Consider the following 19,770-nt stretch of genomic DNA (forward strand, 5'->3'; position numbering starts at 1 on the left):
AAAAAATAAGAAATCATGAAAAAGTACATATTACAGTCTATACGCCTTACAGCAGTTTTATTAGTTCTGCTATGCGTAATCTATCCACTGATCGTTGCCTTTGCCGGAGGTTTCTCCAAAGGTAACGGTGGTGGTGAAAAAATCACTGAAAATGGTAAAGTTGTAGGCTATGCCTTAATCGGTCAGTCATTTACCAAACCTCAGTATTTCTGGGGCAGACCATCAGCTGTGGGATATAAAGCAGATGGTTCCGGAGGTTCAAACAAAGGTCCGTCAAATCCAGACTATCTGAAAGAAGTAAGCGGTCGGGTAGATTCATTACTTAAATATCACCCCTATCTTAAACGCAGTGATATTCCTGCCGACATGGTTACTGCTTCAGGTAGCGGATTGGACCCTGATATCTCCGTAGAAGGAGCAGCTATTCAGATTAAAAGAGTTGCCATGAACAGAAAAATAAGTGAAAAAGAAGTCGCTGAGCTGGTTAAAAATACAGCTAGTGGTCCATTTTTAGGCCTTTTTGGTCCGAGTACCGTAAATGTACTGGAACTGAATGTTGCCCTGGATAAACTGAAAAAATAGGCAGAGCTTTTACAAAATTATATAGACCCTTACCAATTTAATACAACGCCTTACAATTTAATAATAGAAGAACAATGAACAAATTTTTGATGACAGCTGCCACTGTTTGTCTGGGTTTAGGTGCAAGTGCACAGGATGAACCAAAGGTTAAGATTTCCGGATATGCAGAAGTATACTACGGACATGATTTCAATAAACCAGCTAATAATAACAGACCTGGTTTTATTTACGCACATAACAGAAGTAATGAAGTGAATTTGAATCTTGGTTATATTAAAGCCGCTTATGATTCAGGAAAGATCAGGGCTAATCTGGCATTAATGGCCGGAACCTATGCCAATGCGAATATGGCAGGTGAATCTGGTGTGTCAAAAAACATACTCGAAGCGAACGTTGGTTTTAAAATATCAAAAACAGCAAATCTGTGGGTAGATGCGGGGGTTTTCTCTTCACATATAGGTTTTGAAAGTGCAATTTCCAAAGACTGCTGGGTACTGACCAGAAATATATCATCAGAAAATACGCCTTATTTTGAGTCTGGTGCTAAAGTGACTTACAGCACAGCCGATAATAAATTTACAGCTTCGGCCCTTTATTTAAACGGCTGGCAGCGTATTGCCCGTCAGGATGGAAACAGACAGCCTGCCGGAGGGTTGCAGTTAACCTGGAAACCAACTGATAAAATTACCGTGAACTATAGTAATTATCTGGGAACAGAAGGCGCAGACTCTGTGCGGGTAACACGTTTTTATCACAATGTATATGGCGTGTTCCAGCTGGCTGATGCTTTTGGTGTAACTGTAGGTTTTGACTATGCCACACAGCAGAAATCAAAAACAGATCACCGCAAAAATGAGGTTTTATCACCCGTAATTATTGCCCGTTATACAATGAGTCCTCAATGGGCTATGGCAGGCAGATTTGAGTATTATCAGGACAAGAATGGTGTACTGATAGCTACTGATACACCTAATGGATTTAAAACCAAAGGATACTCTTTAAATATTGACTATTCACCTGTTTCAAACGCGGTTGTCAGATTAGAAGGTAAAGTATACGATAGTAAAGACAAGATTTTTAAAAGGGATATGAGTGCTGTAAATTATAATGCAGCTGTAACTGCCAGTGTAGCAGTTTCGTTTTAAATTGATTAGCCGGGGAGTGATCCCCGGCTTTAAAAGCTATAAATATGGAAACATTTTTAGAATTTTTATTTACTGCATCAGTTACTGTTTTTGCAGGATTTTTGTGTTTAAAATACGGCCCCAAAACAAAACGGAGAGCCAGGGTTGCCAGACTGAAAAAAGCTCAGGAAATCAGGGTTGCTGCACCGCATAAAGGGGCTGTTTTAAAAGAAATTTACCGGAATTATTCCGCTAAATTTATACTGATATTGATCGGTGCAACATTGTTTACAGGCGTGTTTTATCTGGTTGATATCGGCTATGTGGTGATTAAATGGTAAACAGATCATATTGTGGAAGATAATAGTAAAGAACAATCTGTACGTCAGTTCCTTGACCTGGTAAAGAAATCACGCCGGGGTAAGTTCAAGGTATACATCGGCATGAGTGCGGGCGTAGGTAAAACCTACAGAATGCTGCAGGAAGCACGTGCACTGCTTAAAAACGGAATAGATATACAGATCGGTTATATTGAAACCCATAACAGGGAAGAGACCCATGCACTTTTGGCCGGGCTCCCGCTGATTCCAAGACGGAAGCTGTTTTACAAAGGAAAAGAAATAGAAGAGATGGATGTGCAGGCTATTGTAAGCCGGAATCCTGAAGTAGTTATTGTGGATGAGCTTGCGCATTCCAATATAGAAGGAAGTAAAAATACAAAACGCTGGCAGGATGTAATGGACATTCTGGAGGCGGGCATCAGTGTCATCTCTGCGGTGAATATTCAGCACCTGGAGAGTATGAACGAAGAGATTGAAAAGATTACCGGTATACCAATTACCGAACGGATTCCGGATCGGGTATTGGATATTGCAGACGAAATTGTGAACATTGACCTGACCTCAGACGAGCTGATTGACCGGCTGAAATCAGGTAAGATATATGATAAATCAAAAATTGAGAGAGCTTTGGGGAATTTTTTCCAGTCAGAGCGGATTTTACAGTTAAGGGAGCTTGCGCTGAGAGAAGTGGCTCATCATGTGGAGCGGAAAATCAGCGTAGAAATTCCTAAGCAGATTAAACTCAGACCAGAGCGTTTTATGGCTTGTATCTCAACCAATAACGTAACAGCAAAAATTGTAATCAGGAAAACAGCGAGACTGGCTTCCTATTACAGATCGCCCTGGATTGTACTTTATGTGCAGAATAATAACGAAAGTAGTGACAGGATTAAACTAGATTTGCAGCGGCATCTGATCAATAATTTTAAGCTGGCTACAGAACTTGGTGCAGAGGTGATCAAAGTCAAAAGTGATGAAGTAACCAAGACAATTATGCGGATTGCACAGGAAAAAGAAATTACAACTATATGTATCGGTAAGCCCCATCTTAACCTGTTTCAGGTGATTATGAGAACTGCAATTTTTAATGAATTGCTGCGGAATATTTCATCTACAGAAACAGATCTGGTGATCCTGTCTTAATACAAAGGGAAAATATAGAAAGTCAATAAAAACTACAATGAAAATAAAAACAAAACTCCGCCTCGGATTCGGATTCCTATTTGTGGTGGTACTGTTGTTCGGTTCAATTTCACTTTACTACATGAACCAGATTTCGGTGAGTGCGAAAGTGATTTTGAAGGATAACTACGAGACCCTGAGTTATACCAGGGAGATGAGATCAATCCTTGATCAGAATGATCTGCCTTTATCGGGAGATAAAAAGGCAGTTTTTCTGGAGAAACTTGCACTGGAAGGTAAGAATGTAACCGAGAAGGGAGAGGGAGAAGCAGTAAAAGCACTCACAGCTGCATTTTTGCAGCTGACAGACCCGATGTCCAATCCTGCGCAGCAGAAAATAGCTCTGGCGCAGGTAAGGGCGCAGCTGATGGTTATTGATCAGCTGAATATGGATGGCATTGTCCGGAAAAATGATGCCGCTCAGAAATCTGTTGAAAAAGCCAGTTTATATCTGGTTACTACTGCCTGTTTTTGTTTTCTTGTCTTGTTTTCGTTTATCGTGAATTTCCCTGGTTTTGTAGCCAATCCTTTAAGAGAATTTTCGGAGGCTATCCAGGAGATCGGACGTAAAAACTACAAACAAAGATTAGAGTTTGATGGTACCGATGAGTTCTCAGAACTGGCCAAATCTTTTAATGAGATGGTGGAGCAGCTGAATAAATGGGAGAATAGTAACCTGGCAAAAATTCAGTCAGAGAAACTGCGTATTGAAGCTATTATTGAACAGATGCAGGATGCCATTATCGGATTGAATGAAAAACAGGAAATTCTTTTTATGAATAAGGTAGCCGCTCAGATCCTGAATTTAGATGAAGGAAAAGTAAACGGGCTGAATGTAAAAGACCTGGTTAAAAAGAATGATCTGCTGGCCAGAATCATGAAACAGGAAAGAAATGATCAGCCTATAAAGATCTATGCGGATCAGAAAGAGTCTTATTTTCAGTTGCAGAAAAGAGAAATTATTGTTCCCGTATTTGAAGATCAGGAAGCGCCGGTTTTACAGACAGGAAAAACAGCAGGTACAGTTTATATCTTAAATAATATTACCCAGTTTAAAGAACTGGATGAAGCTAAAACCAATTTTATTGCTACTGTTTCTCATGAGCTGAAAACGCCGATATCGTCTATTAAAATGAGCTTAAAGCTGATGGATGATGAGCGGATAGGGCTCATGAATACCGAACAGAAACAACTGGTAGAACATATCAAGGACGATTGCAGCCGCCTGCTGAAAATCACCAGCGAACTGCTTGATCTGGCGCAGGTGGAAACAGGGAATCTCCAATTGAATTTCGTGAAAGCTGCTCCTCTGGAAATCGTAAACTATGCTTTAAATGCAGTCAGATTTCAGGCGGAACAGAAAAATATTCAGCTTGAACTGATCAGTAAAGAAAACCTGCCGGTAGTGAATGCTGATGTCGAGAAAACTGCCTGGGTACTGATTAATTTCCTTTCCAATGCCCTGCGCTATAGTGCAGAGAAATCAAAGGTACAGATTGAAGTACAGGAGAAAGATCATGGCATAGAATTCTCTGTGCGTGATTTTGGGAAAGGAATAGATGAACAATATCAGAAACGCCTGTTTGACCGTTATTTCCAGGTGCCTACAGATGGCAATAATAAATCGGGATCTGGTCTTGGACTGGCTATTTCCAAAGACTTTATCGAGGCCGAAAATGGAAAAATATGGGTAGAAAGTGAAATAGGGGAAGGAAGCCGCTTTTGCTTTTTCCTTCCCACTGCTGAATAATCTTTTGGTTAGGTGATCATGCTAAAGGCCAGTGCTGCTGCTAATTTAGCGGTGCGCTGGTCCTGATCAAAAACCGGGTTGCATTCTGCAATATCCATACTGATTACTTTGCCGCTTGCGATAACAGACTTTAAACAGGCAAAGAAAAATGCATCAGGAATTAATCCGCTGAAAGCTGCCGCACTCACACCAGGTGCAAATGAGGATGAAAATACATCCATGCAAATAGTCAGGTAGATATGTGTCGATCCTGCAATAAATTCTTCCACCTGAAGACGTATTTTTTCCTGTTCAGACACCATAAACTGCTCTGCAGGGATATGTTTTACCCCCAATCCGGCAGCAGTATCAAAAAGGTACCTGGTATTGCTGTTCAGCTGAATGCCAACGGGCATATACCTGAAAGGTTTTTCTGATGCTTTACAGTCATTGGCAATCTGCAGAAATCCTGTACCTGAATTTGTACCGTTCTCATTAGGTTCGCGCAAATCGAAATGTGCATCAAAATTGATAATACCAATACTGTCTGTGTTTTTAGTGGTTTCCACAGCGTTTACATAATTGTTGATACCGGTATAATGTCCGTAAGCAACTTCATGTCCTCCGCCTATAACCAATGGCTTATAGCCGCTGGCTAAAGCAAATGCAACAACACGGGCAAGCGAATGCTGTGCACCTTCCATATCCTGATCTGTACAGATAATATCACCCAGATCAAGAAAAACAGTATCATCAGCAAAATGAACCGGTAAATTACAGCAGGCTTTACGGAAATGAGCAGGGCCATCTTTAGCTCCGACTCTGCCACCATTGCGTCTTACCCCTTCATCGCAGGAAAAACCAATCAGGGCAATTCCCTTTTGGCCGGCGGGAGGTAAAATTGTATTTTCAGTACCCAGATCGACCAGTAGAATACGCTGATGCCAGCGCTGAACAGCCAGATCAGTTCCGTCATTACGTCCGGTCCAGGTATCTGCTGATGTTTTGCGGTAAAATGAAGAATTGATCATATCTTTTATATTCTTGTTCCGTTTTTCCAGACTATAGCAGGTTTGATTTTTCCCTGATGATAGAGGATTTCCCTGTAATCATTGCAGGGATAAGCCTGCATATCAGCGATCATTCCTTCAGTTAATATACCTCTGTCCTGGAGATTTAAGGCTTTTGCTGCCCTGAATGTCAGCCCGGCGAAAACTTCTGCTGTGCTCAGTTTTTCAGCTGCACTCATGACTGCTGCCTGCATGAGTAAATCTCCCATAGGAGCAGATCCAGGATTCCAGTCACTTGCGATAGCCAGACAAGCACCTGCATCCAGTATTTTTCTGGCCGGCGCATAATGCATCCCCAGTCCCAGAGAAGCACCGGGCAGTACAACCGCTACGGTTTCACTGTCTTTCAGCAAAGCCGCTTCACGTTCAGTACTGGCTTCCAGGTGGTCTGCCGAAACAGCGCCAACTTCAACAGCTACTTCCAGACCGCTGGCTGTAAACTGATCTGCGTGTACAGTGATCTCAAAACCCATTGCTTTGGCTGCCTGTAAATACGGAACCGAAGCCGCACGGTCAAAGGCACTTTCTTCAATGAAAATATCTACACGGTTAGCCAGTTTTTCTGCTTGAATCAAAGGCAGTAAATCTGCCAGAATATGATTCAGATATTCAGTAGCCGAACCTTCAAAATCTTTAGGTAAAAGGTGAGCAGCCAGACAGGTTGGTATCAGATCAGCCTGAGTAGCTGAGGAAACTTTTTTAATGGCTCTCAGCATTTTCAGCTCATTTGGAACATCAAGCCCGTAACCACTTTTAATTTCGATCGTAGTCACACCATCTGCCAGATGCCGCTGCACTCTTTGTGCCAGCAGATCAACCAGTTTTGCTTCTTCTGCAGCACGGGTCTGGGTAACAGAGTCCCAGATACCGCCACCGCTTTTAGCAATTTCCAGATAGGTTTTACCCTGGATACGTAAACTGTAATCTTTTGCCCTGCTACCCGCAAAACAGATATGCGTATGACAGTCCACAAAACCAGGAAGCAAGACCTGTTCACCTTCCACTTTTTCTATTTCCAGTTCAGGATCAGCATGGCGTAAAGACTCAAAATCGCCGGTTGCCCTGATGATCCCGTCTTCAATAATTACTCCGCCATTGCGGATAATCTGCAGCTGACTGTCTTCTATAGCACCATTCAGTGCTAAACCTGACAAGGTCAGGATCTCACTGAATGGTCCGATTAGTTTTTTCATATATGATGCTTTAAACTATCCTATTTTTAAGCCAAATTTTTCAGCCCATATTTCTGCCTGCTCATATCCTGCATCAGCATGACGGAATATACCCATTGCAGGGTCATTGTACAATACACGGCTGATGCAATCTGCTGCACGTTCAGTTCCGTCTGCCAGTACAACCATACCCGCATGCTGCGAATAACCCATACCTACACCACCACCATGATGGAAAGAAACCCAGGTAGCACCACCCGAAGTATTAGACATCAGGTTTAATAACGGCCAGTCAGAAACAGCATCTGAACCATCTTTCATCGCTTCAGTTTCACGGTTTGGAGAAGCTACAGAACCACAGTCCAGGTGATCACGGCCAATTACAATCGGGCCTTTAACCTTACCGCTTGCTACCAGTTCGTTGAAAATCAGACCTGCTTTTTCACGTTCGCCCATACCTAACCAGCAAATACGCGCCGGTAAGCCCTGGAAACTGATCTTATCCTGTGCTTTCTGCAGCCAGTTAATCAGGTGTGTATTTTCAGGGAATGCTTCCATTAATGCACGGTCTGTTACATAAATATCTTCCGGATCACCTGATAAAGCTACCCATCTGAAAGGACCTTTACCTTCACAGAATAACGGTCTGATATAAGCTGGTGTAAAACCAGGGAAATTGAAGGCATCTTTTTCTCCGCCCTGTCTGGCAAATTCCCTTAAGTTATTTCCATAGTCAAAAGTCACGGCACCCAGTTTTTGCAATTCCAGCATGAAACCTACATGACGGGCCATGCTGGCCAGTGAAAGTGCTTTATATTTTTCAGGATCACTTTTTCTTAAAGCAGCTGCTTCAGTTAAAGTTAAACCGTTTGGTACATAACCATTGATCGGGTCGTGTGCTGAAGTCTGGTCAGTCAGGATATCAGGAATTATACCATCAGCTGTTAAACGCTCCAGTAAGTCTCCTGCATCCATAACGATTCCTATAGAAATGGCATCACCAGTGGCTTTAGCTTCATTTACCCATTTAATCGCTTCTTCATAAGAATGCGTAATACGGTCAATATATTGCGTGTCAACGCGTTTTTGTATTCTTGTTTCATCTACATCGGCACCTAAAAAGATAGCACCTGCCATGGTTGCTGCCAGTGGTTGTGCACCACCCATACCACCAATACCGGCACTTACAATCAGTTTACCTGTCAGGTTGTGTCCAAAATGCTGGCGTCCGCATTCTACAAATGTTTCATAAGTACCCTGTAAGATTCCCTGCGTACCAATATAGATCCAGCTGCCTGCAGTCATCTGTCCGTACATCATCAAGCCTTTGCTGCGCAAATCGTTGAAGTGTTCCCAGTTAGCCCATGCAGGTACCAGGTTACTGTTGGCAATCAGCACACGCGGTGCCTGAGGATGACTGCGGATAATACCCACAGGTTTTCCTGACTGTACCAGTAAAGAATGATTTTCATCTAATTCCAATAAGATTTCGATGATTTTACGTAAAGATTCAGGGTTACGTGCAGCCTGGCCAATACCGCCATAAACTACCAGTTCTTCCGGGTTTTCTGCTACTTCACCATCCAGGTTATTTAAAAGCATACGTAATACAGATTCTGTTTGCCAGCTTTTAGCATGCAGTGTAGTGCCTGTTGGTGCTTTGTAAAAAGGATGTTTAGCGTAGGTGTTAATAAATTCTGAAGTCGTCATCGTTGAATAGGTTAATGTGGTTAGAAATAGCAGTTTCATTAGCAGTTTGCAATAATGAACCGTTGGTTATCAAATGATGTAATTGATTAATATCGTCTGCGAACAGGCGGTCTTCTTTAATATAAGGCACATGTTTTCTGATTAAGTCGTGACAGGCCTCAATGACAGGAGTTGATTTTAAAGGACGTCTGAATTCCATAGCCTGTGAAGCATATAAAAGCTCAATGGCCTGAATAAATTCAAGGTTATCAATTACCTGGTGTAATTTTCTTCCACTGATAGAACCCATAGAAACATGGTCTTCCTGACCCAGAGAAGTAGGTACACTATCGGCACTTGCCGGGAAACATAAAGTTTTGTTTTCTGTTACCAGTGCTGCAGTGGTATACTGAGGAATCATCAGCCCTGAGTTTAATCCTGCATCAGCAATTAAAAGCTTAGGTAAATCATATTTACCTTCGTTCATCAGGTAGCAGCGGCGATCAGCAATATTTCCTAATTCTGCGGCTGCAACAGTAGCATAGTCAAGAACCATAGCTAAAGGCTGTCCGTGGAAGTTTCCACCGCTGATTGTATCTTCAGCATTAAAAATAACCGGGTTATCCGTTACTGAATTCAGCTCAATTTCTGTAAGTTCTTTTAAATGTAACCAGGCATTACGGGAAGCCCCGTGTACCTGTGGCATGCAGCGGATAGAATAAGGATCCTGTACACGGCTGCAGTTAATATGCGAGGTGCCAATGGCTGATCCTTCCAGTATGGCTGATAAGCGATGAGCTACCAGTTTGGTACCTTTATATGGTCTTAAGTTATGTAAACGTTCATCAAACGGACGGGTAGAGCCGGTTAATCCTTCCAGAGACATGGCTCCGCTGATATCAGCCAGATCCAGTGCGTCGCTTAAACGCTGTACGGCTTTAACTGCAAAAGCAAGAATAAACTGGGTACCGTTAATCAGGGCTAATCCTTCTTTCGGACCTAGTACTATAGGTTTTAAACCATAAGTTTCCAGCATTTCTGCTGCAGGAACCTTCACACCTTTGATAAATACTTCACCTAAACCAATTAATGGCAGGAAAAGGTGAGACAGGGGAGCAAGGTCACCGGAAGCACCTACAGAACCTTTTTCAGGAACAAAAGGAATGATATCATTATCGATATGCCAGATAATACGATCCAGTGTTTGCGGAGCAATACCTGAAAATCCTTTTGCCAGTGCCTGAACTTTGGTAATCATCATGATTTTGGCAATTTCCAAAGGAATTGGTTTGCCTACGCCTACACTGTGGCTTTTAAGAATATTACTTTGCAGCAGTGAAGTGTCTTTTTCTGAAATATGGGTATCGCATAAAGGTCCGAATCCGGTATTGACTCCATAAACAGGTTTCTGACTGCGGACAATTTTTTGAACTTCGTCAAATGAAGATTGAATATTAGCTGCTGCCTGAGGATTGATCTGACCTTTTGTTTTACCTGCTGCAATAGCAAGACAGATTCCACTGGTCAGATGATCAGTTCCGTAAAAAAATGAGTTATGCATTTGATTGAGATTTAACAGGGTGATGTATTTTATTTTGAATGTTTTTAACGATATCTACTGATTTGAAAGCTGCTTCCAGTTTAGTCAGTGTATCTAATATGGCGCTGCCTTCAGGACTGCCGCCTGCAACTTCTTCCATAGTGGCTGTGATGGCATCCCAGACTGGTAAAATCCGCTCCAAAAGTGCGTTACCTTCATCGCTCAGGGTAACCAGTTGTTTACGGGCATCATCAGGACTGGTTGTGCTGATAACCAATCCTTTGTTTTTTAGATTCGTAACCAGTTGACTGGCTGCAGGATGCGAAACTTCGATCTGCTCACATAATTCCTGAATGGTCAGTGTTTTGTTTTCAGAAAGTAAATAAAACACCGGAAACCAGGTGGTCTCAAATACGATGCCTTCGGCACGGTAAGACTTATTAATTTCTGAGAGAAAGAGTTCACTCAACCGTTTTAACCGGCTGCCTAAAACCAAATATCCTAATGACTGATAGTAATTCATGTCTAAATATATAAGTAATTATATAAGTACTTATATAATTTGTGTAAAATAATTTTTACCTGATTATTAAACGGTGTTTACGGGATAGCTGAAAGTAATTTTAACAGGCGTTTGAGATCGGGGTTGGTATAGGGTTGGTATACCCCGGGGGTATACCAACCCTATACCAACCCCGATCTCAAACATACCGCTGAGTTATTCAGCCATTTCCGGCAATCTTTGTTGAATAAATGAGAAAATACCAGTAGCTACAAATTTCCTCCAGTATTCAATCCTTTCTTTGCTTTACATCTATAAGCATAAAGAAAGGATTGCATGAGATTTTTCAGTTTGATATTAGCGGTATGTTTACCCGGAATAGTATTCGCCCAGCAGGCAGATACTTTAAAAAGAGATTCAGTTCAGCAGGGTACCAAAGTATCCATGATGAAAACCCGTGGGTTGAATCCTCCACAGCTTAAATCATTTATAGTTCCTGCGGTTTTAATTAGTTATGGTCTGGTTTCTTTAGGGAATAATGCCATCAGAAGACTGGATTTCAGTACGCAGGCTGAGTTACAGGAAGACCATCCGACATTTGCGCTGAAAGCAGATAATTATCTGCAGTTTGCACCCGGGGTTGCATTTTATGCACTTAATCTGGCAGGAGTGAAAAGTAAACACGGAATTGCAGATGGTACAGCAATTTATGTACTGGCCGAGGCTATTATGTCTGGTTCTACTTTTAGTGTTAAACATATAGTTGGCCGCAGTCGCCCTAATGGTTCAGATAATTACTCATTTCCGTCCGGACATACAGCCAATGCATTTGCAGCAGCCGAGTTTTTAAACCAGGAATACCGGGATGTTTCACCCTGGATTGGCTATGCCGGCTATACTGTAGCCACAGCAACAGGTGTTTTAAGAATGTATAATAACAAACACTGGCTCAGTGATGTGGTTGCGGGTGCAGGATTTGGTATCGCTTCAACTAAACTGGCTTATCTGATTTACCCGCATCTGAAAAAACTGGTAATGGGTAAACAGACAGTAAAGTATTCTCTTGTACCTCTATATCAGCAAAAAGCAGCGGGGCTTTCATTCAGTGGAACATTTTAGAAAATATATCCTGATTCTGGTAATCACCGGTTTTGGACTGTGTCCGGTAAGAGCACAGCAACCGGAGAGAAATCTTGGTTATTTTTATGACGAGGCTGTTAAACGCAGTCCGTTGTTAAAGGATTATCAAAATCAGTTGCAGTCAAATAAAATAGATAGTATGCGCGTAAAGGCAGGTTATCTTCCCCAGGTTACCGGAGTTGCCAACGGACTGTATGCTCCGGTAATTAATGGATATGGCTTTGACGAAGTGCTAACCAATGGAAAGGCTCTGGAAGCAGTTTTGAATGTAAATTATAGTCTTGCCAGTAAAAAGAATATCAATAATCAGCTGGAGAGTATACACCTGCAGTCTGATTCTATCCGTTTTGCCACGGGCCTGTCTGTACTTGATTTGCAAAAAACAGTTACCGATCAGTATATCACAGCCTTTGCCAGTCAGCAGCAGGCTGTGTTTAATTATGAGGTTTATGAATTGCTGCGCAAAGAAGAAACTGTACTTAAAAAACTCACCAGGGCCAATGTTTACAAACAGGTAGACTACCTGGCTTTTCTGGTTACTTTTCAGCAGCAGCAATTGCAATGGAAACAGGCAGAGCTTCAACTGAAAAATGATTATGCTGCTTTAAATTATTTAACGGGTATTGCTGATACCACCAGACACCAGTTAGCAGAACCAGCGATCGAACCTGCATTTTTAAGTTCGGAGAGTGGTTTTTTTGATCAGAAGTTTGGAATTGACAGTTTAAAACTGATCAATCAGAAAAAAGCGGTTGATTTCAATTATAAACCTAAAGCGAGTGTATACGCTAATGGTGGTTACAATTCTTCTTTCGCCTTTCAGCCTTACCGGAACTTTGGTACGAGTGCAGGTTTTACTGTCTCAGTGCCCATTTTTGATGGGCATCAGCGGAAAATGCAATACAATAAACTCTCCATTGCACAAAAAACGGTCAATGCTTATAAAGAGTTTTTCAGGAATCAGCATACGCAACAGCTTAATTTGCTCAGGCAGCAGATCACAGATCAGGCAGGATTATATAAGCAGGTTTCAGAACAGATCAAATTTACCAAAAGCCTGATCCAGGCAGACAGCAGATTATTACAGACGGGGGATATCAGGATAGCTGATTTTGTGATTGCGATTAACAATTATCTGGCTGTACAGAATCTGTTGAGACAAACTAATATAACCCGTTTAAAATTGGTAAATCAGCTGAATTACTGGAACCGGTAAAGAAATCAGAATTCGGCAATACAGGAGTTTTAAAAATATACCTAATGAAAAAGATACTGATTAACGTTTTACTCATCGCTTTAACCGGGAGCTTCCTGGTTTCCTGTCAGCATAGTACACAGCCGGCAGAAGAAGAAACTGTGAGCCCGGAAACACCGGTACAGGTAGTGACTATCGCTAATGCCGGGCTGAGTGAGGATGTTATCCTGAATGCTACTTCAACCTATCTGGAAAAGAGCTTTGTAAAAGCGAATACCAATGGTTATCTGCAAAGTTCGGCTATACAGCCGGGGACAGTGGTCAGCAGTAACCAGGTCCTATTTAAGATCATGACTAAAGAAGCACGGGCAATAGGTAATTCGATTAATCAGCTTGATCCCGGATTTAAGTTCTCAGGAATTTCTACTATCCGTGCAGAAAAAAGTGGTTATGTCATACAGGTTAATCATCAGAAAGGAGATTATGTACAGGATGGCGAAGCTCTGGCTACGCTCATCAATCAGTCGAGCCTGGTATTTCTGCTGGATTTACCTTATGAAATGCGTGGGGTTCTCCTTCAGCATAAAACACTGGAACTTACATTGCCTGATGGAGAAAAACTGAAAGGTGAAGTAACATCGGCTCTGCCTGCAGTAGATTCTTTAGCACAGACACAGCGCATGATCATTAAAGTAAATGCTACGCATCCGATCCCTGAAAACCTGATTGCAAAGGTAAAAGTGGTTAAATCTGCTGTTTCGAATGTACAGGTATTGCCTAAATCGGCTGTGCTGACTAATGAAACTGAAGATGAATTCTGGGTTATGAAAATGATTAATGACTCTACAGCAGTGAAAACGGTGGTGAAAAAAGGTATGGAAGACGGGAAATCAATTCAGATTGTATCACCGGTTTTTTCAGCAAAGGACCGGCTGATTACTATAGGAAACTACGGACTGGCAGACACGGCGAAAGTTAAAATCACTAAATGATATGAAGAACTTTTTTATTTCGCATAAGAATCCGCTCGTTGTCGTGCTGATCCTTATCCTGGCAGGAGGATTGTTCTCCTATCAGCACTTAAAGACTTCATTGTTTCCGGAGATTACTTTTCCTAAAATAAAGATTATTGCTGACGCTGAATTGCAGCCGGTAAATCAGATGATGATTACGGTAACCAGGCCGCTGGAAAATGCAGTTAAACAAGTGCCGGATTTGCACCTGATCAGAAGTACAACCAGCAGAGGAAGTTGCGAGATCTCTGCTTATATGAACTGGAATGCAGATATTGATTTAAGTCAGCAAAGAATTGAATCTCAGATAGAGAAGATCAGAAATAGCCTGCCGCCCGGAGTAAATCTTTCGGTAGAAAAAATGAATCCTTCTATTCTTCCGGTGAGTGGTTATACGCTGGAAAGTCATACACAGTCTCCTATAGCTTTAAAAAAACTGGCTACTTATACCATCAAACCATTTTTATCACAGGTGGACGGAGTCTCTGAAATCAGGGTGATCGGTGGAAAGGATAAGGAGTACTGGATTCAGCTGGACCGGCAAAAGATGAGTGCTTTGTCTGTCAGTCCTGATCTGCTGAATACTGTTTTAACGCAGACAAATTTTATAAAGTCGAACGGATATTTATCAGATTATAACTATCTGTATTTATCCATTACCGATGCAACGCTTAAAACAAAAACAGATCTTGAAAATCTGATTATCAGTAAAAAAAACAACAGGATTGTCCGTGTAAAAGATATAGGAGAGGTTAAGATACAGGAAGGGGTAGCTTATACACGGATCAACGCAAATGGTAAAGATGCAATCCTGGTAGCAGTAATTAAACAGCCTAATGCCAATCTGGTTGATTTATCTACTCAGATGCAGGAGAAAATCATTGAGCTTAGAAAAATACTGCCTGCAGGGGTGACGATTAAACCTTATTATCAGCAGGCAGATTTTGTAGAAGCATCAGTGAGAAGTGTGAGTGATAGTTTACTGATCGGGCTTGCTCTGGCAATTATTGTGGCAATTATCTTTTTGCGTTCTGTGAAAGCAAGTGCAACGATACTGATCACGATTCCCATTACCCTGTGCTTAACAGTGATTGTACTGTATGGGATAGGGTATTCGCTGAATATTATGACTCTGGGTGCTATTGCGGCAGCTATAGGGCTGATTATTGATGATGCAATTGTAGTGGTTGAGCAGATTCACCGTACCCATGAGGAGCATCCGGAAGAGCCTACCGTTAACCTGCTTAAAAAAGCTATAGATTATCTGTTTCCGGCTATGCTGGGATCTTCGGTCAGTACAATTGTAATTTTTGTTCCCTTTGTGCTGATGACCGGCGTTGCAGGATCTTATTTCCAGGTGATGACCAATACGATGATTATTACCCTGGTCTGTTCGTTTTTTGTAACCTGGATTGGTTTACCGGTAGTGTATTTACTGCTAACCAAAGACTCTTCGTCGAATTCGGTGAAAGCTGCGGTACACCAGGTGCATCAGCAGAACTGGGTTTATTATTTTATTAAAAAGCCCTGGATCAGTTATCTTGCTATGGCTGTTTTAGCAGTTATTATCTTTTTCATTCTGCCCCGGCTGGAAACTGGATTTTTACCGGAAATGGATGAGGGGAGTGTCGTAGTTGATTATACCTCTCCTCCGGGTACTTCTTTGCAGGAGACAGACAGAATGCTGCGCGAGGTAGAGAAACTAATTGTTAAAATACCGGAAGTGCAGACTTATTCGCGCAGGACAGGTACACAAATGGGTTTTTTTATAACTGAACCTAATACCGGAGATTATCTGATCCAGCTAAAGGCAGATAGAAAGAGGAGCACTGATGAGGTGATCAGTGATATCCGGTCTAAAATACAGGCCTCTCAGCCAGCTTTGGTCATTGATTTTGGACAGGTGATAGGAGATATGTTGGGTGATTTAATGAGTTCTACTCAACCTATTGAGGTTAAGATATTTGGAAATGAGCAGGATAAACTGAAAGAACTCTCCAAACAGGTAGCTGAACTGACGGGGAAAGTGACCGGAACTGCGGATGTATTTAACGGGATTGTAATTGCCGGCCCATCTATAAATATACAGCCTGATTTTGCGCTGCTTTCACAATATGGAATCACACCTGGAGATTTTCAGTTTCAGGTCCAAAATGCCTTACAGGGAAATGTAATTGGTAATATATATGATCAGCAGCAGCTTACGCCAATCCGGATGATTTATCCGGGAAGCAGGCAGTTTGGTGTGACTGATATCAGTAAACTTCAGCTGTTTTTACCAGGAGGCGGGGTAGTACCTATTGAACATCTTGCTCAGGTGAATATTAAAGCGGGGGATGCAGAAATCAAGCGGGAAAATCTGCAGTCAATTGGCGTAGTCACTGCAAGGCTGGAGTCCAGAGATCTGGGAAGTGTAATGGCTGATATTCAGAAAGAAATTAGTGCGAAAATCAATTTACCTGCAGGTTATCATATTGAATACGGCGGTGCTTATGCAGAGCAGCAGCAATCTTTTAAAGAGCTTTTAACTATCCTGATTGCTTCAAGTTTACTGGTATTCTCAGTGATTCTGTTTCTTTTTAAAGATTTTAAAATTGCATTTATTATCCTGACTATCTCTCTGCTGGGTATTTCGGGAAGTTACCTGGCTTTATATTTAACCCATACTCCATTAAATGTGGGTAGTTATACCGGTCTGATTATGATTGTAGGGATTATTGGAGAGAATGCCATTTTTACCTTTCTGCAGTTTAAAGAGTCTTTACTGGATAAAACTGTGGATGAGGCAATTGTTTATTCTATATCTACCAGATTAAGACCTAAACTGATGACTGCTCTGGGAGCTATTATAGCCTTGCTGCCTCTGGCTTTGGGAATTGGTGCCGGTGCGCAGATGCATCAGCCTTTAGCGATAGCCGTAATTGGTGGTTTTATCATTGCTCTGCCTTTACTGCTGATTATTTTACCAAGTATGGTCCGGAGATTTTACCACGCAAAATAAAAAAGCGGCAGATAAAATTTATCTGACCGCTTTACTATTGGTGTGTTTATTTAAATTGGTGTGTTATTTGCCGAATGTTAATACATTGAATGTTCCCGGAACACGTCCTGGTTTCTGACCTGCTGCAGCTGGTATCAGTTCTGCTGTTGGCAGGAATATATGATGACTGGTGTAATCTAATGCCAGGGTACGGGCTCCTTTTCTGGTTTTTACATTTTCAAGTACAGCATATTTATCTGCACTTATTTCTTTGATGACAGTCAGTGTGCCTTCTCCGTTGGCACTGTAAATGAATTTGAGCTGCGGATCAAAAGCAACTCCATCGCTGCCTTCGCCGATAGGTAATGAAGCAATTTTTTTACCGGTTGGTGCATCCAGAACCAGCAGTACTTTATTGGAACAGCCGACAAACAGGCGGGAAGTTAACCTGTCAATAGCCAGGCCTGATGGTTCTTCGCCACCGGCTAATTTGTAACGTCTGATCACTTTAAAGGTCTGTGCATCTATGCAGACCACTTCATTTTTATCTTCTAAATTGACATAGACATTTCCCTTTCCGTCTGATACACCTGTTTCTGGTTTACCCCCCAGTGGTATGGTAGCAATCACCTGGTCTTTTACCGGATCTATTATACTGGCATTCTGACTACGGCCATTAAAGACAAATAGTTTTTTTGAAAAATCATCATAAAAGATAGCATCAGGATTATCCCCGACTTTTATCTTTCCCAGTACTGCATTGGTATGGCTGTTAAAGACAGTGCACTCTCCGGATTTACCATTGCTGGTATATCCTTTTTTTAATTCAGGGATCAGGGCGATACCATGTACTCCGGGCGTGTTTTTAAGTATGCCAACAGAATCTCCTGTGGTTGCATTGATCATGTTGACTTGGGTACCATGCGAAATGTACAGCTTGTTTTGTGCATGATCTGCCAGCAAATAATCCCATCCGTCATCACCACTTACTTTATGGCTGTTCAACAGATGAATTCCTGTCTTTGTCTGTGCAAATAAGGTTGTTCCTGCACTAAGATTAAATAGAAGTATGGCTAAGGCTGCCGTCTTTTTCATGATGAATTTTTCTACAAGCTAAGTATAGAGTCTGTAGTAATTCTGAAGAAGATTTTTTTATTGAAAAATAAGAATGATAGTTCCTCCGATAATCAGCAATACGGCAATCGCGGTTTTTAAAGTCAGTGGTTCACCAAGAAAGACAACTGATAATAAAATCGCTATGGCTACACTTGTTTTGTCTACAGGAGCAACCTGCGAAACTTTACCCATTTGCAAAGCTTTAAAGTAGAAAATCCAGGATAGACCGGTAGCCAGTCCGGATAAGAGCAGAAAGGTCCAGTTCTGCCTGGTCAGACTGGAAATTCCCTGATGATCATTCCTGAAGAATACAATTGCCCAGGCTAATAATAAAATAACCACCGTTCTGATCGCGGTAGCCAGATTGGAATCTATTCCTTTAATTCCAATTTTAGCCAGTATGGCTGTCAGTGCTGCAAAGAAAGCTGATAATAAAGCATAAATCCACCACATGTTTATCCTGGTTTATTTTTTCTGAAAAATGGAAATCTGATCAGCTGGAAAAAGCTGGACGGTGAGTGTCCATCATATACATCCAGTCCGAATTTGATCTCTGAGGCTTCCATTTCTTTATAAGTGCCAAATATTCTGTCCCATATACTAAATACATCACCATAATTGCAGTCTGTATAAGGTAATTCAAAATGATGATGTACATGATGAAGATTAGGGGTAATAAAGAGCAATCCGCAGATTTTTTCGGTTTTTTTTGGAAGCTGAAAATAAGTATGTGCTATTAAATTGGCAAATGTCTGTCCGGTTTGTCTCAGTAAAAGTAATCCAATAGAGGCTCCGGATAAACATACCCAGACAATCTGGAAACATACGCGGATAAAAGTCTCACCCGGATGTTCTCTTACGGTTGTGGAAACGTCCATTTCCACATCGGTATGATGCACCAGATGGAAATTCCAGAAAGGGCCTACTTTATGCATGATCACATGATAGATGTACTCAAAAAAGTCCATCAGAAAAAAGCCTGCAACGTATTTTACCCATATACTCTGGTGATGAGGCAACAGATATAAAATTCCCCAGTGATGAATACTAACCCAGCCCGAAACGAAGATAACCAGGAGGGTCATGATAAGTTGTATGGGCAGTGCGGTCATAATGAACATCAGATTAACCCAGGTATGCTGCCATTTTTTCTTGAGCGAATGGAGTGTAACACTGAACTCGGCAAGCCATATGGAAACAATTACGATGAGGTATAAAATGATTTGTATCAATGTTCCATGATCTTTTAGCATGGATGTTATGGTGTTCATCTTGTGGGTGTTAAAAATTTATTTATTAATATAAACAATGATAAGAGTTAATACTGTAGCAAAACTAAAGTTAGAACTAGTTTCGAAATTACCACATTAAATCTGGATTAAAATCGCCTGTGGC

At 41.5% G+C, this 19,770-nt stretch carries 17 protein-coding genes; 9 read left to right on the forward strand and 8 right to left on the reverse strand.

What is annotated here, in order from left to right; all coding sequences use genetic code 11:
* The first annotated feature begins 15 nt into the window (after positions 1-15).
* The 5 genes from PL_RS22835 to PL_RS22855 all read left to right on the forward strand — a co-directional run bounded on the left by PL_RS22835 (position 16) and on the right by PL_RS22855 (position 4,979).
* Positions 16-582 (forward strand): K(+)-transporting ATPase subunit C, encoded by a 567-nt coding sequence (locus tag PL_RS22835; protein ID WP_041883291.1) that lies wholly within the window; start codon positions 16-18, stop codon positions 580-582.
* A gap of 74 nt (positions 583-656) precedes the next feature.
* Entirely contained in the window at positions 657-1,727 is a 1,071-nt protein-coding gene (locus tag PL_RS22840) for a porin (protein ID WP_041883289.1), read from the forward strand.
* A 44-nt stretch (positions 1,728-1,771) separates the two neighbouring features.
* A complete protein-coding gene (locus PL_RS22845) occupies positions 1,772-2,047 on the forward strand; it encodes a hypothetical protein (protein ID WP_041883288.1) in 276 nt (91 codons plus the stop codon).
* 12 nt (positions 2,048-2,059) lie between these two features.
* A complete protein-coding gene (locus PL_RS22850; protein WP_041883287.1) occupies positions 2,060-3,190 on the forward strand; it encodes a histidine kinase in 1,131 nt (376 codons plus the stop codon).
* Positions 3,191-3,227: 37 nt separating this feature from the next.
* Positions 3,228-4,979, forward strand: a complete 1,752-nt coding sequence (locus tag PL_RS22855; protein WP_041883285.1) for a HAMP domain-containing sensor histidine kinase — start codon at positions 3,228-3,230, stop codon at positions 4,977-4,979.
* 8 nt (positions 4,980-4,987) lie between these two features.
* Here PL_RS22855 and hutG read toward each other — a convergent pair whose 3' ends face one another.
* From hutG to PL_RS22880, 5 genes are read right to left on the reverse strand one after another with little or no spacing between them, the layout of a single operon-like run.
* Entirely contained in the window at positions 4,988-5,989 is a 1,002-nt protein-coding gene (hutG, locus tag PL_RS22860; protein ID WP_041883284.1) for a formimidoylglutamase, read from the reverse strand.
* Positions 5,990-5,994: 5 nt separating this feature from the next.
* Positions 5,995-7,221, reverse strand: coding sequence for an imidazolonepropionase (gene hutI / locus PL_RS22865; protein WP_041883283.1), 1,227 nt, complete (start codon positions 7,219-7,221; stop codon positions 5,995-5,997).
* Positions 7,222-7,236: 15 nt separating this feature from the next.
* Positions 7,237-8,949 (reverse strand): urocanate hydratase, encoded by a 1,713-nt coding sequence (hutU, locus tag PL_RS22870; RefSeq protein WP_200890759.1) that lies wholly within the window; start codon positions 8,947-8,949, stop codon positions 7,237-7,239.
* Positions 8,888-10,450 carry a histidine ammonia-lyase gene (gene hutH, locus PL_RS22875; RefSeq protein WP_041883281.1) on the reverse strand — a complete coding sequence of 521 codons (1,563 nt, stop codon included), beginning with the start codon at positions 10,448-10,450 and terminating at the stop codon, positions 8,888-8,890. The genes hutU and hutH overlap by 62 nt, the downstream gene beginning before the upstream one ends.
* Positions 10,443-10,952 carry a MarR family winged helix-turn-helix transcriptional regulator gene (locus PL_RS22880; RefSeq protein WP_052496670.1) on the reverse strand — a complete coding sequence of 170 codons (510 nt, stop codon included), beginning with the start codon at positions 10,950-10,952 and terminating at the stop codon, positions 10,443-10,445. Before PL_RS22880 ends, hutH begins: the two co-directional genes overlap by 8 nt.
* A gap of 315 nt (positions 10,953-11,267) precedes the next feature.
* On the opposite strand from PL_RS22880, the gene PL_RS22885 reads away from it, so the two are divergent.
* From PL_RS22885 to PL_RS22900, 4 genes are read left to right on the forward strand one after another with little or no spacing between them, the layout of a single operon-like run.
* Positions 11,268-12,050: a phosphatase PAP2 family protein gene (locus tag PL_RS22885; RefSeq protein ID WP_041883153.1), complete on the forward strand. Its 783-nt coding sequence runs from the start codon at positions 11,268-11,270 to the stop codon at positions 12,048-12,050.
* Positions 12,037-13,287, forward strand: coding sequence for a TolC family protein (locus tag PL_RS22890; RefSeq protein ID WP_052496384.1), 1,251 nt, complete (start codon positions 12,037-12,039; stop codon positions 13,285-13,287). Before PL_RS22885 ends, PL_RS22890 begins: the two co-directional genes overlap by 14 nt.
* Before the next feature lie 44 nt (positions 13,288-13,331).
* Positions 13,332-14,258, forward strand: a complete 927-nt coding sequence (locus tag PL_RS22895; protein ID WP_041883152.1) for an efflux RND transporter periplasmic adaptor subunit — start codon at positions 13,332-13,334, stop codon at positions 14,256-14,258.
* Position 14,259: 1 nt separating this feature from the next.
* Positions 14,260-17,280 (forward strand): efflux RND transporter permease subunit, encoded by a 3,021-nt coding sequence (locus PL_RS22900; RefSeq protein ID WP_348620439.1) that lies wholly within the window; start codon positions 14,260-14,262, stop codon positions 17,278-17,280.
* Between the two features lie 63 nt (positions 17,281-17,343).
* On the opposite strand, the gene PL_RS22905 is transcribed toward PL_RS22900, so the two are convergent.
* Genes PL_RS22905 through PL_RS22915 form a run of 3 tightly spaced genes read right to left on the reverse strand, consistent with a single transcriptional unit; the run spans position 17,344 to position 19,646 of the window.
* Entirely contained in the window at positions 17,344-18,354 is a 1,011-nt protein-coding gene (locus tag PL_RS22905) for a YncE family protein (protein WP_041883151.1), read from the reverse strand.
* Positions 18,355-18,411: 57 nt separating this feature from the next.
* Positions 18,412-18,828, reverse strand: coding sequence for an EamA family transporter (locus PL_RS22910; RefSeq protein WP_041883150.1), 417 nt, complete (start codon positions 18,826-18,828; stop codon positions 18,412-18,414).
* Positions 18,829-18,830: 2 nt separating this feature from the next.
* Positions 18,831-19,646 (reverse strand): sterol desaturase family protein, encoded by an 816-nt coding sequence (locus PL_RS22915; RefSeq protein ID WP_082035963.1) that lies wholly within the window; start codon positions 19,644-19,646, stop codon positions 18,831-18,833.
* Positions 19,647-19,770 lie beyond the last annotated feature (124 nt).

This window comes from Pedobacter lusitanus (assembly GCF_040026395.1).
Classification (GTDB): domain Bacteria; phylum Bacteroidota; class Bacteroidia; order Sphingobacteriales; family Sphingobacteriaceae; genus Pedobacter; species Pedobacter lusitanus.